The sequence below is a fragment of the Amycolatopsis sp. NPDC049688 genome (assembly GCF_040674975.1).
Classification (GTDB): Bacteria; Actinomycetota; Actinomycetes; order Mycobacteriales; family Pseudonocardiaceae; genus Amycolatopsis.
This window is the reverse complement of the sequence record NZ_JBFANY010000008.1, coordinates 369714-384081: the sequence shown is the minus strand read 5'-3', so window position 1 is coordinate 384081 and position 14368 is coordinate 369714. Positions and strand designations below refer to the sequence as shown.

General features: G+C 70.8%; 15 protein-coding genes. 8 read left to right on the top strand and 7 right to left on the bottom strand.

What is annotated here, in order from left to right:
* Positions 1-8: 8 nt before the first annotated feature.
* A complete protein-coding gene (locus tag AB0J55_RS26565; protein ID WP_364253770.1) occupies positions 9-209 on the bottom strand; it encodes a hypothetical protein in 201 nt (66 codons plus the stop codon).
* Between the two features lie 59 nt (positions 210-268).
* Between AB0J55_RS26565 and AB0J55_RS26560 the strand changes: the two genes are divergently transcribed.
* The 3 genes from AB0J55_RS26560 to AB0J55_RS26550 all read left to right on the top strand — a co-directional run bounded on the left by AB0J55_RS26560 (position 269) and on the right by AB0J55_RS26550 (position 3949).
* The gene (locus AB0J55_RS26560; protein WP_364253767.1) at positions 269-1234 is read left to right on the top strand and encodes a zinc-binding dehydrogenase; all 966 of its coding nucleotides are present in this window, start codon (positions 269-271) and stop codon (positions 1232-1234) included.
* Positions 1235-1381: 147 nt separating this feature from the next.
* Positions 1382-2422, top strand: coding sequence for an alpha/beta hydrolase (locus tag AB0J55_RS26555; RefSeq protein WP_364253764.1), 1041 nt, complete (start codon positions 1382-1384; stop codon positions 2420-2422).
* 90 nt (positions 2423-2512) lie between these two features.
* The gene (locus AB0J55_RS26550; RefSeq protein WP_364253761.1) at positions 2513-3949 is read left to right on the top strand and encodes an amino acid permease; all 1437 of its coding nucleotides are present in this window, start codon (positions 2513-2515) and stop codon (positions 3947-3949) included.
* Here AB0J55_RS26550 and AB0J55_RS26545 read toward each other — a convergent pair.
* Both AB0J55_RS26545 and AB0J55_RS26540 read right to left on the bottom strand, forming a co-directional pair.
* Positions 3946-4995 carry a nitronate monooxygenase gene (locus AB0J55_RS26545; RefSeq protein ID WP_364253758.1) on the bottom strand — a complete coding sequence of 350 codons (1050 nt, stop codon included), beginning with the start codon at positions 4993-4995 and terminating at the stop codon, positions 3946-3948. The two genes, AB0J55_RS26550 and AB0J55_RS26545, sit on opposite strands and share 4 nt — an antisense overlap.
* 17 nt (positions 4996-5012) lie before the next feature.
* Complete coding sequence (locus AB0J55_RS26540; protein WP_364253755.1) at positions 5013-5369, bottom strand: nuclear transport factor 2 family protein; 357 nt, start codon at positions 5367-5369, stop codon at positions 5013-5015.
* A gap of 203 nt (positions 5370-5572) precedes the next feature.
* Between AB0J55_RS26540 and AB0J55_RS26535 the strand changes: the two genes are divergently transcribed.
* Genes AB0J55_RS26535 through AB0J55_RS26520 form a run of 4 tightly spaced genes read left to right on the top strand, consistent with a single transcriptional unit; the run spans position 5573 to position 9595 of the window.
* Positions 5573-7345, top strand: a complete 1773-nt coding sequence (locus AB0J55_RS26535; protein WP_364253752.1) for a family 20 glycosylhydrolase — start codon at positions 5573-5575, stop codon at positions 7343-7345.
* A gap of 54 nt (positions 7346-7399) precedes the next feature.
* Complete coding sequence (locus tag AB0J55_RS26530) at positions 7400-8536, top strand: pentapeptide repeat-containing protein (protein ID WP_364253750.1); 1137 nt, start codon at positions 7400-7402, stop codon at positions 8534-8536.
* An 8-nt stretch (positions 8537-8544) separates the two neighbouring features.
* Positions 8545-8991: a pyridoxamine 5'-phosphate oxidase family protein gene (locus tag AB0J55_RS26525; protein ID WP_364253747.1), complete on the top strand. Its 447-nt coding sequence runs from the start codon at positions 8545-8547 to the stop codon at positions 8989-8991.
* Between the two features lie 25 nt (positions 8992-9016).
* Positions 9017-9595, top strand: a complete 579-nt coding sequence (locus AB0J55_RS26520; RefSeq protein ID WP_364253744.1) for a PH domain-containing protein — start codon at positions 9017-9019, stop codon at positions 9593-9595.
* An 82-nt stretch (positions 9596-9677) separates the two neighbouring features.
* On the opposite strand, the gene AB0J55_RS26515 is transcribed toward AB0J55_RS26520, so the two are convergent.
* Positions 9678-10247, bottom strand: a complete 570-nt coding sequence (locus tag AB0J55_RS26515; protein WP_364253843.1) for a Uma2 family endonuclease — start codon at positions 10245-10247, stop codon at positions 9678-9680.
* A gap of 132 nt (positions 10248-10379) precedes the next feature.
* Positions 10380-12218 (bottom strand): translation elongation factor 4, encoded by a 1839-nt coding sequence (gene lepA / locus AB0J55_RS26510; RefSeq protein ID WP_364253741.1) that lies wholly within the window; start codon positions 12216-12218, stop codon positions 10380-10382.
* A gap of 115 nt (positions 12219-12333) precedes the next feature.
* Here lepA and AB0J55_RS26505 point away from each other — a divergent pair, with 115 nt between their 5' ends.
* A complete protein-coding gene (locus AB0J55_RS26505; RefSeq protein WP_364253738.1) occupies positions 12334-12954 on the top strand; it encodes a class I SAM-dependent methyltransferase in 621 nt (206 codons plus the stop codon).
* On the opposite strand, the gene AB0J55_RS26500 is transcribed toward AB0J55_RS26505, so the two are convergent.
* Both AB0J55_RS26500 and AB0J55_RS26495 read right to left on the bottom strand, forming a co-directional pair.
* Positions 12951-13325: a VOC family protein gene (locus AB0J55_RS26500; RefSeq protein ID WP_364253735.1), complete on the bottom strand. Its 375-nt coding sequence runs from the start codon at positions 13323-13325 to the stop codon at positions 12951-12953. The genes AB0J55_RS26505 and AB0J55_RS26500 overlap by 4 nt on opposite strands.
* Positions 13326-13348: 23 nt before the next feature.
* Positions 13349-14212 (bottom strand): DMT family transporter, encoded by an 864-nt coding sequence (locus tag AB0J55_RS26495; RefSeq protein WP_364253732.1) that lies wholly within the window; start codon positions 14210-14212, stop codon positions 13349-13351.
* Positions 14213-14368 lie beyond the last annotated feature (156 nt).

Genomic DNA, 14368 nt, shown 5'->3' with positions numbered 1-14368 from the left:
GCGCGAGCCTATGCCGAGGCGTCGGAGTCGTCGTCAGGCCCCGGAGCCAGCCGGCTGGCGAACAGCCCGACCACCTTGTCGAGCACCCAGGCGGCGGCCAGGCACAGCGGCACGACGACCACCATGACCAGCACGAACTGCACCGGGAACCAGGCCTGGGCGAGCCACAGCTCGACCCCGTCCCACCAGTCGGCCAGCCCGTTGAACACGGTGTGAGCCTACGCGCGCCCTGCTGCCCCCGCGCCCCTGGGGCGGTACGTTGCAGGACATGTTCGCCGTGTACGCGCAGGAACCCAACGCCGAAAGCCCGCTGGACTCGCTCGTCGTCGGCGAGCGCCCCGAACCCGAAGTGCCGGACGGCTGGGTCCGCGTGCACGTCAAGGCGGCCAGCCTCAACATGCACGACCTGTGGACCCTGCGCGGGGTCGGGATCAAGCCCGACCAGTTCCCGATGATCCTCGGCTGCGACGGCGCGGGAACCCTCGACGACGGCTCCGAGGTCGTCCTCCACTCGGTGATCAACGCGCCGGGCTGGCAGGGCGACGACACCCTCGACCCGAAGCGCACGCTGCTCACCGAGAAGTACCAGGGCACCTTCGCCGACCAGGTCGTCGTGCCGGCCCGCAACGTCGTCCCGAAGCCCGCCGGGCTCAGCTTCGCCGAGGCCGCCACGATGGGCACGGCGTGGCTGACCGCGTACCGGATGCTCTTCGTGAAGTCGGGCCTGCGCCCCGGGCAGACGATGCTCGTGCAGGGGGCCTCCGGCGGCGTCTCGACGGCGCTGGTCCAGCTCGGCCGCGCGGCCGGGTTCCGGGTCTGGGTCACCGGACGCAGCGAAGAGAAGCGGGCGCTGGCCACCAGCCTCGGCGCGCACCAGGCGTTCGAATCGGGCGCCCGGCTGCCCGAGCGGGTCGACGCCGTGTTCGAGACGGTCGGCAAGGCGACCTGGTCGCACTCGGTCAAATCGCTCAAGCCGGGCGGGATCATCGTGGTTTCGGGCTCGACCAGCGGCCCGGACGCGCACGCCGAGCTGCAGCGGGTCTTCTTCCTCCAGCTGCGCGTCGCCGGCTCGACCATGGGCACCCGCGACGAGCTCGCGGACCTGCTCGCCTACCTCGACCTCACCGGCGTCCGGCCGCAGATCGGGGCGGAACTTACTTTTTCCGAGGCAGCCAAGGGCTTCCAGGCGATGCTCGAAGGGGACACCGCCGGCAAGATCGTCTTCACCCGCTAGACGGCCGTGAACAGGGCGGATCACCGGATCCGCCCGCCACGGTGACCCTTCCGACATCTCGTGAATTTTTGACGTCTTCAGTTCGAGACCTGGTCGTTAGCACCGAAATTCGACCAAAACCCCACTGCGGCCAGGTAATCTGTAGTCATGACCGCGACGAAGCGGCCCGCTCCGGCTGAACCGGGCGGCCGGCCCAGTGACGAGATCCCGATCCGGGTCTCCTTCCGGCGCTACGCCGGCGTCCGCACCCGGGTGCTCGAGGTCGGCGACCCCGAACCGGAGCAACCCGCCGCGCGCCGCTCCCTGCGCCGCCGGGCCGCCACGCCGCACGTGAAGCCGTCGGCACCGCGGCTGGTGCTGCTGCACGGCTACTGCGACAGCGCCGATACCTGGCGCCCCGCCCTGGAGCAGCTCGCGGCCGCCGGGATCCCGGCGGTCGCGGTCGATCTGCCCGGGTTCGGCGACGCGCAACCGCTGCGGCCCGGTCCGATGCTGCCGCAGCTCGACGCGTTCACCACCGCCGTCGTCCGCGAGCAGGCGGTGCTCGGCTCGGTCGTGCTCGCGGGCAACTCGCTCGGCGGCACCATGAGCCTGCGCGCGGCCCAGAACAGCCGGCTCCCGATCTCCGGCGTCGTCTCCATCGCCGCACCCGGGTTCGTCGACTCGTGGCTGATCCGTGCCGTCGCGCGCTACCCGCTGCCGCTGCGGCTGTACTCGTCCCTGCCGGTCCCGGTCCCGGGTTTCCTGGTGCGCAAGGTCGCCGAGCAGGTCGTCCCGCGGCTGCTGTACGCCGATTCGAGCGTCGCCGACGCGGTGCAGGTGCAGCGCTTCACCGCGCTGTTCCCGGACTACCGCGCGACCAAGAGCCGGCTGGAGCAGGCCCGGCAGCTCGTCGCGGAGCTCGCCGACGCCTACCGGCTCGAGTCGGTGAAGGTGCCGCTGCTGGTCGTCGCGTGCGGCAAGGACAAGCTCGTCACCGCGGCGTCCGGGCGGCAGCTACACACGCTGGTGCCGCACAGCAGGCTGCTGGTCCGCGAGGACTGGGGGCACTGCCCGCAGCTGGACGACCCGGTCGAGATCGCCGAGCTGCTCGGCTACTTCGCCGCGGGTGCGGTCCGGACCACGCAGGCCAAGCGGGCCGTGGCGACGGCGTCGGAGGCCGTGAGCGAAGACACCGCGGCGGGCTGAGCGGCTCACGCTGTCTTCACGCGCGGATGGCGGTAGGTTCCCGCGAGGGCCCGTGATCCGGGCTCTCCACCGACCGTTCGGGAGACGATGATGTCCGCTCCAGTGGGTGCCGGCTCCGGCATCTTCCGGCGCAAGCCGATCGACCAGATCCAGGACGCCGCGGAAGGCGGTGGCCTGAAACGGACCCTCGGGCTGTGGCAGCTGACCGCCATCGGCATCGGCGGCATCATCGGCGCCGGGATCTTCGCCCTCGCCGGCAGTGTCGCGCACGGCGACGATTCGGCGGGCATCCCGGGTGTCGGCCCGGCGGTGCTGATCTCGTTCCTCATCGCCGGCGTCGCCAGCGCCGCGGCGGCGTTCTCCTACGCCGAGTTCGCGGGCCTGATCCCGAAGGCCGGTTCGGCCTACACCTACGGCTACGCGGTGCTCGGCGAGGTCGTCGGCTGGTTCATCGGCTGGGACCTGCTGCTGGAGTACACCGCGATCGTGGCGGTGGTGGCGATCGGCATCTCCGGCTACTTCAGCTTCCTGCTCGGCCAGCTCGGCCTCGACCTGCCCGCGTGGATGCTCGGCGCGCCCGGCACCGGCCCGGGCCACAAGGTCGACCTGTTCGCCGCGCTGCTGTGCCTGCTGATCGCGTTCCTGCTCAACCGCGGCATCCGCAGCGCCGCCCGGTTCGAGACGGCGATGGTCGGGATCAAGGTCCTGATCGTGCTGGTGGTCATCCTGGTCGGCTTCTTCTACGTCAAGACCGGCAACTACACGCCGTTCGCGCCCGCGGGCTTCGGCGGCGCGGTGACCGGCGCGGCGACGGTGTTCTTCGCCGTCTTCGGTTACGACGCGATGTCGACGGCCGCCGAAGAATCGAAGGACGCGCAGCGGCACATGCCGAAGGCGATCCTGTACTCGCTGGCCATCTCGATGGTGCTGTACGTGCTGGCCTGCCTGGTGCTGACCGGCATGCAGAAGTACACCGAGATCGACCCGAAGAGCGGCTTCTCGACGGCGTTCAAGTCGGTCGGCCTCGACGGCCTGGCCACGGTGATCGCGGTCGGCGCGATCGTCGGCATCCTGACCGTGCTGTTCACGTTCCTGATGGGCGCCACCCGCGTCGGCTACTCGATGAGCCGTGACGGCCTGCTCCCGCCGTGGCTGGGCAAGACCCACCCGACGCGGCAGGTGCCGAGCCGGATGACGTGGATCCTCGGCGGCGCGTCGGCGATCATCGCCGGGGTGCTGCCGATCGGCGAGGCGGCCGAGCTGACGAACATCGGCATCCTGCTCGCCTTCGTCGTCGTCTGCGTCGCGGTGATCGTGCTGCGCTACAAGCAGCCGGACCTGCCGCGGACGTTCAAGACGCCGGGGATGCCGGTGGTGCCCGCGATCGGGATCGTATTCTCGATCTGGCTGATCACGTTCCTGCAGCCGGCGACCTGGCTGCGGTTCGCCGTCTGGTTCGTCCTCGGCCTGATCGTCTACTTCCTCTACAGCCGACGGCACTCGGTGCTGAACCGCACGGACGCCTAGCGGATCCGGTCGAGGCGCGCGGCGGCGTCGCGCGCCTCGACCTTCAGCCGCTCGATGATCACCGCGGCCGACGCGTCGTACGCGAGCGGGTAGGTCTGGCCCGCCCACAGCGAGATCGCTTCGGGGTCGCCCGCCTTCGCCGACGCCTTGCGCACCGGCCCGGCCAGGTGGTTGAGCTGCGGGTAAGCCGCGGGCGCGCCCTCGGACAGCGCATCCATGAACTTGTTGACCAGGCCCCGCGCCGGGCGTCCGCTGAAGGCCCGGGTGAACGCCGTCTCGCGCTCGGCGAGGGCGAGGGCCTTGCGGTGCGCTTCCGACGTCCCGGCTTCGTCCGCGCGCAGGAAGACGGTGCCCAGCTGGGCGGCTGCGGCCCCGGCGGCGAGCACGGCGGCGACGTCGGCCCCGTGCACCAGCCCGCCGGCAGCGATCAGCGGCAGGTCGACGCGGGCGGCGACGAGCCGCAGCAGGGCCAGGACGCCGTATTCCGCGCCACCGCCGGGCAGCCGCGGGTCGTCGGTGAACAGGCTCCGGTGCCCGCCCGCCTCGAAGCCCTGCAGGACGAGCGCGTCGGCGCCGAGGTCGGCGGCCCGGTGGGCGGCTTCCGGGGTGGTCACGGTGACGACCACCTTGCTGCCGGCGTCCTTGAGCCGCAGCACGTCCGACGGCGAGGGCGGGCCGAAGGTGAACGACACCACGGGGATCCGCAGCTCGAGTACGACGTCCAGCTTCGCCGGGTAGTTGTCGTCGTCCCACTTCGGTTCGCCGAGGTCGACGTCGTATTCGCGGGCGAACGCTTCGAGCCGCTCTCGGTGCGCGGAGACGTCGGCGCCGGTGTCCGGTTGGGGAACGAAGAGGTTGACGCCGAACTCGCCGCCGGTCAGCTCCCGGGTCCGGGCGATCTGCGCCGCCAGCGCGGCGGGGGTGAGCATGCCGGCCGAGAGGAAGCCGAAGCCACCGGCTTCGGTCACCGCGGCGACCAGTTCGGGAGTGGTGGGACCGCCCGCCATCGGCGCGGCGACGATCGGGAACGTCAGCTCGTCGAACATGCCACCGAGCGTAGTCCTCAGGCCGGCAGCAGCATGGTGTACAGCTTCGTGATCACACCGGCTTCCACGAGAGCGATGTCGATCCCCCGCACGACCGGCGGCGCGCCGTCCGGGCCGAACTGCCAGGCGAGGTGCCCCAGGTCGTGGTTCACCAGGACAGGACCGGCCGGCGCGAACACGAACCCCGGCGACTGCGCCAGCAGACCCTTTGCCTTGGCGTTCAGGCTGTCGTGGCCGGTCACGACCCCTTCGGGATCGGCGAACTCGACGTCGGCGGCGTAGGTCTCGGCGATCGCCTTCGCGCGCCGCTCGTCGTCACGCTCGTTGAACACCTTGAGCAGGTTGGCTTCCATCAGCTCGGCCACCGTCGCCATGCGCGTCCTCCTCGGATCCGCCGCCATATTACGTGTCGTACGCGTTCCAGCAGCGTCGTCAGCTGGGCCTGGTCGTCCGGTTCGCTCCCGCGTCACCTCGCGAGCTCAACCACCCAGACTGGTCTAGACCATGGCGGCCGGAAGTGCGACGATCCGGGCAGGTGCGACGGCGAGGTCGCGCCCTTCCGTCAGGAGGTCCCCCGGTGAAGACGTCCGGAACGCAGCGCCTCGGCCGCGCGCTCGCCGTGCTGGCCCTGATCGGCGCCAGTACGGCAGCTGCCCAGCTCACGCCGGCCGCGGCGGCCACGCCGGCCCTGCAGTCGATCGTGCCGGTGCCGGTCTCGGTGACCCCCGCCGCCGGCGTCACCTTCCCGCTGGTCCCGACCACGAAGATCGTCACCGAAGCCGGTTCGGCGCCGGCCCGCCAGGTCGGCGACTACCTGGCCGGGGTGCTGCGCCCGTCGACCGGCTTCGCCCTGCCGGTGTCCGACGCACCGGCGTCGGTGCCGCCGGACAGCATCGCCCTGCTGCTCAGCGGCGCGCCGGCGGCCGTCGGCGCGCAGGGCTACCAGCTGGTGTCGACGGCGTCCTCGGTCACCGTGCGGGCGGCCACCGCGGACGGGCTCTTCGCGGGCGTCCAGACGCTGCGGCAGCTGCTGCCGGGCCGCGTCGAAAGCCCCACCGCCCAGCAAGGTCCGTGGAGCATCCCCGGGGCGACGATCCTGGACTACCCGCGGTTCGGCTACCGCGGCGCGATGCTCGACGTCGCCCGGCACTTCCACCCGGTGGCGACGGTCAAGCGGTACCTCGACCAGCTGGCCCAGTACAAGATCAACCACCTCCACCTGCACCTGGCGGACGACCAGGGCTGGCGCATCCAGATCGACAGCTGGCCCCGCCTGACGACCTACGGCGGCAGCACCCAGGTCGGCGGCGGCGCGGGCGGCTACTACACGAAGGCGCAGTACACCGACATCGTGAACTACGCGGCCTCGCGGCACATCACGATCATCCCGGAGATCGAGATGCCGGGGCACGTGAACGCGGCGCTGGCGTCGTACGCGGAGCTGAACTGCAACGGGGTGGCGCCTGCACTGCGCACCGACACCGCGGTCGGCTACAGCTCGCTGTGCATCTCGAAGGACATCACGTACACGTTCGTCGCGGACGTCCTGCGCGAACTGGCGGCGCTGACCCCGGGCCCGTACCTGCACATCGGCGGCGACGAGGCATCGTCCACCTCGGCGGCCGACTACCTGACGTTCATCGGCAGGGTCTTGCCCCTGGTCGCGGCGACGGGCAAGTCGGCGGTGGGCTGGCACGACATCGCCAAGGCGACCCTGCCGGCGTCGGCCACCCCGCAGTTCTGGGGAACGTCCACGTCCGACGCCGGCGTCTCGGCGGCGGTTTCCCGCGGCAGCAAGGTGATCCTGTCCCCGGCGAACAAGGCGTACCTGGACATGAAGTACAACAGCTCGACCCCGATCGGCCTGTCGTGGGCGGGCTACATCGAGGTCCAGGACGCGTACGGCTGGAACCCCGGTTCGTACCTGTCGGGGGTGGGCGAATCGGCGGTCCGCGGGGTGGAATCGCCCCTGTGGTCGGAAACCGTGGTCACGCCGGCCGACATCGACTACCTGGCGTTCCCTCGCCTGGCGGCCCACGCGGAGCTCGGCTGGTCCCCGTGGTCGACACACGACTGGACGGCGTTCCGCACCCGCCTAGGCGCCCAGGCCCCGCGCTGGGTGGCGCAGTCGATCAACTTCTACCGTTCGACCCAGGTGACGTGGGACAACGGCGGAACGACGAACCCGGGCACGTGCCCGGACCCGGAGTGGAGCGCTTCGCAGGTGTACACGGGCGGCAACGTGGTGTCCCACAACGGCCACAAGTGGACGGCGAAGTGGTGGACGCAGGGCGAGGAGCCGGGAACAACGGGCCAGTGGGGAGTCTGGACCGACAACGGCGCCTGCTGAGCCGGGGCCCGGACCTGGTTCCGGCCCCGGCCGCATCCGTGGCAGAGTCGCCGGGTGAGCAGAACGCCCGGCGACACCCCCGGCCGCCCCGACGAGCGGCTCGGCAAGGTGCTCACCACCCGGGCCATCGTGCTGGCCGGGCTGGTCGTCGTCGTGGTCGCGCTCGGGACGCTCTGGCTCTTGCTGGCCCTGTTCGGCGCAGGCACCCCGGCGGACCAGGCGCAGCTGGACGTCTTCCGCGCGACCGGGAACGTCGTGCTCGGTGCGGGCGGCGCCGTCGCGCTGGTCCTGGCCGCGCGGCGGCAGCGCCTGGGCGAGCTCGAGCTGCGCCGCAAGGAGCAGGAGCTCGCCCAGCGCGACCACGCCCAGAAGCACGTCGAGCAGGTGGCCGCGGACAACGCGGCGCACCAGCAACGCCTGGCCGAAGACGCGCGGATCGACGCCGCGGAACGGCGTATCACCGAGCTCTACACCAAGGCCGCGGACCAGCTGGGCTCGGAGAAGACGCCGATCCGGCTGGCCGGCCTCTACGCCCTGGAGCGGCTGGCCCAGAGCACGCCGGGCCAGCGGCAGACGATCGTCAACCTCCTCTGCGCCTACCTGCGGCTGCCGTACACGCTGCCCTCCGGGCCGCAGCCGGACAACGAGGAGCTCGAGGTCCGCGAAACGGCTCAGCGCATCCTGGCCGACCACCTCTACCCCGGCGACGTTCCCGGGGAGACACGGCCGGAGTTCTGGCCCGGGATCACACTGAACCTGACCGGTGCCGTGCTGTGCCACTTCGACTTCCGCGGCTGCCGGGTCGGCAACGTCCGGTTCGGTGGCGCGCGGTTCGCCGGCTGGACCCGCTTCGAGGACGTCGAATTCACCGGCTACGCCATCTTCGGCGGGAGCACGTTCGACCGGTCGGCGAACTTCGTCCGGGCCCGGTTCCACGGCCGGGCCGTGTTCCGGGGAACGACGTTCCGCAGCCACGCGATGTTCGACGAAGCCGCCTTCTCCGGCGAGGCGTTGTTCGGCGGTGCGCGCATGGTCGACGGCGTGCCCCACCCGGACGGCGCGGTGTTCGGCGGCACCGTCTCCTTCGCCGCCGCGACCTTCGAGCGGGACGTCGTCCTCGAGCACGCCCGGGTGGCGGACGAGACAGCCGGCCATGTCTGGCCGTCGCGCGGGGAGTGTCCGGCAGGTTAGGTTGAGGCATGAGCGTTGATCTGGAGCAGGTGCGCACGCTGTCGCTGCAGGAGAACGGCCTCGCCACCGTCGCCACCACACGGGCGGACGGCACCGTGCACGCCTCCGTTGTCAACGCCGGTGTCTTCGACGATCCGGTGACCGGGGCCCCGGGTGTCGCCTACGTTGCTGTCGGGCGGGCGCACAAGCTCGCGTTGCTGCGCCGGGCCGGGCACGCCACCGTGACGTTCCGCCGGGGCTGGAACTGGGTCTCCGTCACCGGGGCCACCCACCTCGTCGGGCCCGACGACCCCGATCCAGCCTTCGATCCCGCCGGCCTGCCGCAGCTGCTGCGGGACGTCTTCGTCGCCGCCACCGGTACCCACGACGACTGGGCCGAGTACGACCGCGTGATGGCCGAAGAGCGGCGGGTCGCGGTGTTCGTGCGGGCGGACCGGATAATCGGCAACCCCTGACCGCGCGGCCCCAGGAGTCGTCCCGTTGTCCGAGTCTTCCCTTCGCGTCACCACGCCGGTCAAGATCCTGCTCGGCGTGCTGTTCGTCGCCGACGCCGGCTTCGGCGCAGCGCTCGCGCTCGGGCTGCTGCGCGGGCTGTCACCGTGGCTGATCGGCGGCGCCTACGCGGCGACCGTGCTCATCGCCGTGCTGGCGTTTCGGGCTTCTCGCGCCCGCGAACTCAAGCGCGGCTTCGACGGCCTGCGCGACCTCACGATCAGCGACGAAGGCATCCGCCTCCCCGCCGGCACGCTCAGCACCCGGCTGGTCCCGTGGGGTCAGATCGCCGACATCTCCACCCGGCGCTCGGCCCGCTTCGGCGACGGCTACGTCCGCGACGCCCTCTGGCTCGACCTGGTCACCGGCGGCGGAATCGAGAGCTCGGTCCAGCGGTACACCCCACGCGGCCGGCTCGAGCCCGCGCCGCCGCAGCGAAGACAGTTCGAGCAGACGGCGATCCTCGCCCCGGCCCTGTTCGACGCGGTGGTCGAGCGGCTCCGCAAGGAGCTCCGGCACCGGCAGCTGCACGCCCAGCTCCGCAGCACCCGCCTCCGGGAGTACTGACGCAGGTCAGCCCGAGCCGCTCAGCACCATTACCTGAACATCCAAACCTGCCCCCTCCTGCCGCCGAGACTCCTGAGCCGATTCAGCCGAGCCGGCCCAGCAGTTGCCTGGGCACGATCCGCACCGGGAACGGCCGCTCGAGTTCGGCCGCCTCGTCGCCCGCAGCCTTGGCCACCTGCTGGTAATGGCCCTCCTCGTCCAGTTCGAAGACCGTCAACGCCGGTTCAGCCGGGTCGATCACCCAGTAGCTGCCCGTGCCGAACCGTTCGTAGACCGCCTTTTTGAGGTTCAGGTCGTAGATCGCTGTGCTCGGCGACAACACCTCGACCGCCAGCACCGGTGACGCCGGGAGGTCCTTCTCGGTGAAGTCTTCGTCCCGGCCGACCACGACATCCGGCTGCAGCTCCGTGTCGTCGCCCGAGTGCACCGCGAACGGCGCGCCGACGACCTCGAAGTCGGGCGGGCACGCAGCCTCCAGTACGCCATAGAGCCGGTAGGCGATCTTCTGGTGTCTGAGTCCCGGCGCGGGGCTCACGATGAGCACCCCGTCGATGAGTTCACGGCGGCGGCCATCGTCCGGCATCCCCTCGAGGTCGTGCACCGTCAGGGGGCCCGAATCGGCGGGATGCTCGATGTCTGCCATGACCGTCATGGTGCTCTCCTTTCGCTCTTCGCACCAGAGGAAACCAGAGACCACCGACAGAAACCACGTCGAACACGTGATCGGCGCCCATATTCACGCGGTGGCGTGAATATGGGCGCCGATGTCACATCAGCAGAACAGCTATTTCTTCTTCCCGGAGTCCTCAGTGGACAGTGCGGCGACGAAGGCTTCCTGCGGGACCTCGACCCGGCCGACGGTCTTCATCCGCTTCTTGCCTTCCTTCTGCTTCTCCAGCAGCTTCCGCTTCCGCGAGATGTCACCGCCGTAACACTTGGCGAGCACGTCCTTGCGGATCGCGCGGATCGTTTCGCGCGCGATGATCCGCGAGCCGACGGCCGCCTGGATCGGGACTTCGAACTGCTGACGCGGGATCAGCTCGCGCAGCCGCGTCGCCATCCGGTTGCCGTAGCCGTAAGCCGCGTCCTTGTGCACGATCGCCGAGAACGCGTCGACGGTTTCGCCCTGCAGCAGGATGTCCACCTTGACCAGATCCGCGATCTGCTCGCCCGCCTCTTCATAATCGAGAGACGCGTAGCCGCGCGTACGCGACTTCAACGTGTCGAAGAAGTCGAAGATGATTTCCGCGAGCGGAATGTTGTAGCGCAGTTCGACGCGGTCCTCGGACAGGTAGTCCATGCCGAGCAGGGTGCCGCGCTTCGTCTGGCACAGCTCCATGATCGTGCCGACGAACTCCGACGGCGCGAGGATGCTCACCTTCGACACCGGCTCGTGCACCTCGGCGATCTTCAGCCCGCTCGGCCAGTCGGACGGGTTGGTCACGACCACCTCACTGCGGTCCTCCAGCACGACGCGGTAGATGACGTTCGGCGCCGTCGAGATCAGGTCGAGGCCGAACTCGCGCTCGAGCCGGTCGCGGGTGATCTCCAGGTGCAGCAGGCCGAGGAAGCCGCAGCGGAAGCCGAAGCCCAGCGCCACCGACGTCTCCGGCTCGTAGTCCAGCGCGGCGTCGTTCAGCTGGAGCTTGTCCAGGGCCTCGCGCAGCTCGGGGTAGTCCGAACCGTCCACCGGATACAGTCCGGAGTAGACCATCGGCTTCGGTTCCCGGTAACCCGCCAGCGCCTCCTTGGCGCCGTGCCGCTCCGACGTCACGGTGTCGCCGACCTTCGACTGGCGGACGTCCTTCACGCCGGTGATCAGGTAACCGACCTCGCCGACGCCGAGGCCCTTGCTGGGCTTGGGCTCCGGCGAGATGATCCCGACCTCCAGCAGCTCGTGCGTGGCGCCGGTCGACATCATCTTGATCTTTTCGCGCGGCGTGATCTTGCCGTCGACGACGCGGATGTAGGTGACGACACCGCGGTAGGTGTCGTAGACCGAGTCGAAGATCATCGCGCGGGCCGGCGCGTCGGCGTCGCCCTGCGGCGCCGGGACCTGCTTGACGACCTCGTCGAGCAGCTCGCCGACGCCCATGCCGGTCTTGGCCGAGACGCGCAGCACGTCCTCCGGCTCGCAGCCGATGATGTGGGCCAGCTCACCCGCGTACTTGTCGGGGTCGGCCGAGGGCAGGTCGATCTTGTTCAGCACCGGGATGATCTGGAGGTTGTTCTCCAGGGCGAGGTAGAGGTTGGCCAGCGTCTGGGCCTCGATCCCCTGCGCGGCGTCGACCAGCAGGATCGCGCCTTCGCACGCCTCCAGGGCCCGGGAGACCTCGTAGGTGAAGTCCACGTGGCCGGGCGTGTCGATCATGTGCAGGACGTGGTCCTGCCCGCCGACCTGCCAGGGCAGCCGGACGTTCTGCGCCTTGATCGTGATGCCGCGCTCGCGCTCGATGTCCATCCGGTCGAGGTACTGGGCCCGCATGGCGCGCTCTTCGACGACGCCGGTGAGCTGCAGCATGCGGTCGGCCAGGGTCGACTTGCCGTGGTCGATGTGCGCGATGATGCAGAAGTTCCGGATCAGCTCCGGCGGCGTGAAGGTGGTGTCGGCGAACGTCGTCACTCGAATGAGTCCTCGGAAAGTCGGGGATGGCCACCTCTATGTTCCCATGACCCTCCGGGTGCGGGTGGGGGTCATCCCCGATGCGGGCCGATCCGAGAAGTGGTGCCCTCGAAGTATGAGCACTCCGCACCAGCCGGCACCTCCTCCCCAGCCGGATCCAGGCGGCTTCGCCCGCGTCCTCGACCGGGCCTTCGGCCACCCGTCCGGCGCACTCGGCCGCCTCGGCGGCTGGGTGATGGCGAGGGGCAACGCCGCCACCGAACACCGCATCGTCGACCTGGCGAAGATCGAGCCGCACGAGACCGTCCTGGTGGTCGGACCCGGCCCCGGCGTCGGCCTGGAGGCCGCCGCCCGGCTGGCCGGGCGCACCGTCGGCGTCGACCCCTCCCCCGAGATGCTCGGGCTCTGCCACGAGCGCTGCGGCGACCGCGCCGAGCTGCGCGAAGGGTCGGCCGCGCACACCGGTGAGCCGGACGCGTCCGTCGACGTCGTGCTGAGCGTGAACAACGTCATGCTGTGGGACGACCGCGCGGCCGGGTTCGCCGAGCTGTTCCGGGTGCTGCGCCCCGGCGGCCGCCTGCTGCTGTCCGCGCACGAGAAGTGGCTGCCCGTGAGCAGGCACGTCCTGGCCGACGAAGCCGCCGCGGCGGGCTTCACCGACCTGCAGACGTGGACGTGGGAGCCGCCGGGCTTCGCGGCCCTCGCGGCGCAACTGCGCGCCGGCAAGCCCGCCTAGCGCGTGTCCGTGCGGATCGGGTGGCCCTCGGGCACCTCGACCAGCACGATCCGCGTGCCGTCCGGATCGGCGATCCAGGCTTCGTCGAGGCCCCAGGGCTCGCGCCGGGCGTCCCGCACCGGCTCCAAGCCCTTGGTCTTCAGGTCGGCCAGGGTGCCGGCGAGGTCCCGGACCTGCAGCCAGAGCACCAGATCGGGTGACGCGCCGGTCTCGCCCGTACCGGAGACCTCCAGGGAGCCGTGGCCGAGAAAGAACACGGTGCCGCCCGGGAACTCCCGCTCCACGGCCAGGCCGAGGGTGTCGCGGTAGAACGCCGTGGACGCGGCGGCGTCACGCGGCCGGATCAGCACCCGGCTCTTCAGGATCTCCATCCGACCATCCCTACCGGACGGGCTCAGGCGGCCGCAATCGCGGCGATGCCGGACAGCACGATCACCGCCCCGGCCAGCCGCCGCCCGGCGTCGCGCTCGCCCAGCACCAGCCACGCGGCGAGGCTGCCGAGCACGATGCTCAGCTCCCGGGCGGGGGCGACCAGGCTGACCGGCGCCATGGTGAGGGCGAACAGCACGAGGACGTAGGCGACCGGCGACAGCACCGCGACGACGAGCACCTCACGGCGCTGCTCGCGCCAGAGCCGCGCGACTTCGGCCCGATCGGCCAGCGCACCGGGCACGAGCAGGACGCTCTGCAGTATCGAGCCGAGGCCGAAGTAGACGACCGGCGGCACGCCGAGCCCGGTGACGGAATGCGCGTCCCAGAGCGTGTAGCCCGCGATGACGGCGCCGGTCAGGAGGCCGTAGAAGACGCCGGCCTTCACCGCCTGCGGGTCTTCGGCCTGGCGGCCGGTGCTGATCACCAGCACTCCGACGATGACCAGGAACGCCCCGGCCAGGCCCAGTGGGCCGGGGCGTTCCCCGAGCACCAGGACGGCGGCCAGCACGGACAGCAGCGGCCCGGTCCCGCGCGCGACGGGGTAGACGACGGAGAGGTCGCCGACCCGGTACCCGCGTTGCAGCACGACACCGTAGGCGACGTGCAGGATCGACGTACCGATCGCGGCGCCCAGCCAGCTCCACTGTGGACGGTCGTTTTCGACGACGAGCAGCACGACCGTGACCGGCAGCAGCAGGACGGCACCGGCGGTGTAGTAGAGCCAGACGAACTGGGTCCCCCCGGAGGTGACCCGCTTGGCGGCGAGGTTCCAGGCGGCGTGCACGACGGCGGCGACGAGGACGAGGGACAAGGCGGTGGCGTTCACGGGACCCCTTCGGGTTTTCGCGCGCGCGAAAACCGGGTCCTCCAGGCTTTTGCCCCGTCAGATGAACGGCAGGCCGTCCGGGCCCGCCGACGGTGCCGCTCGGACCAGCCCCGCCGGCCCTGGTTGTGGGCTGCTGGAACGGGCCGGCGACGGAAC

Coding starts and splice junctions, on each gene's coding strand:
- AB0J55_RS26560 (WP_364253767.1), top strand. CDS start 269: ATGTTCGCCGTGTACGCGCAGGAACCCAACGCCGAAAGCCCGCTGGAC.
- AB0J55_RS26555 (WP_364253764.1), top strand. CDS start 1,382: ATGACCGCGACGAAGCGGCCCGCTCCGGCTGAACCGGGCGGCCGGCCC.
- AB0J55_RS26550 (WP_364253761.1), top strand. CDS start 2,513: ATGTCCGCTCCAGTGGGTGCCGGCTCCGGCATCTTCCGGCGCAAGCCG.
- AB0J55_RS26545 (WP_364253758.1), bottom strand. CDS start 4,995: ATGTTCGACGAGCTGACGTTCCCGATCGTCGCCGCGCCGATGGCGGGC.
- AB0J55_RS26540 (WP_364253755.1), bottom strand. CDS start 5,369: ATGGCGACGGTGGCCGAGCTGATGGAAGCCAACCTGCTCAAGGTGTTC.
- AB0J55_RS26525 (WP_364253747.1), top strand. CDS start 8,545: ATGAGCGTTGATCTGGAGCAGGTGCGCACGCTGTCGCTGCAGGAGAAC.
- AB0J55_RS26515 (WP_364253843.1), bottom strand. CDS start 10,247: ATGACGGTCATGGCAGACATCGAGCATCCCGCCGATTCGGGCCCCCTG.
- AB0J55_RS26505 (WP_364253738.1), top strand. CDS start 12,334: ATGAGCACTCCGCACCAGCCGGCACCTCCTCCCCAGCCGGATCCAGGC.
- AB0J55_RS26500 (WP_364253735.1), bottom strand. CDS start 13,325: ATGGAGATCCTGAAGAGCCGGGTGCTGATCCGGCCGCGTGACGCCGCC.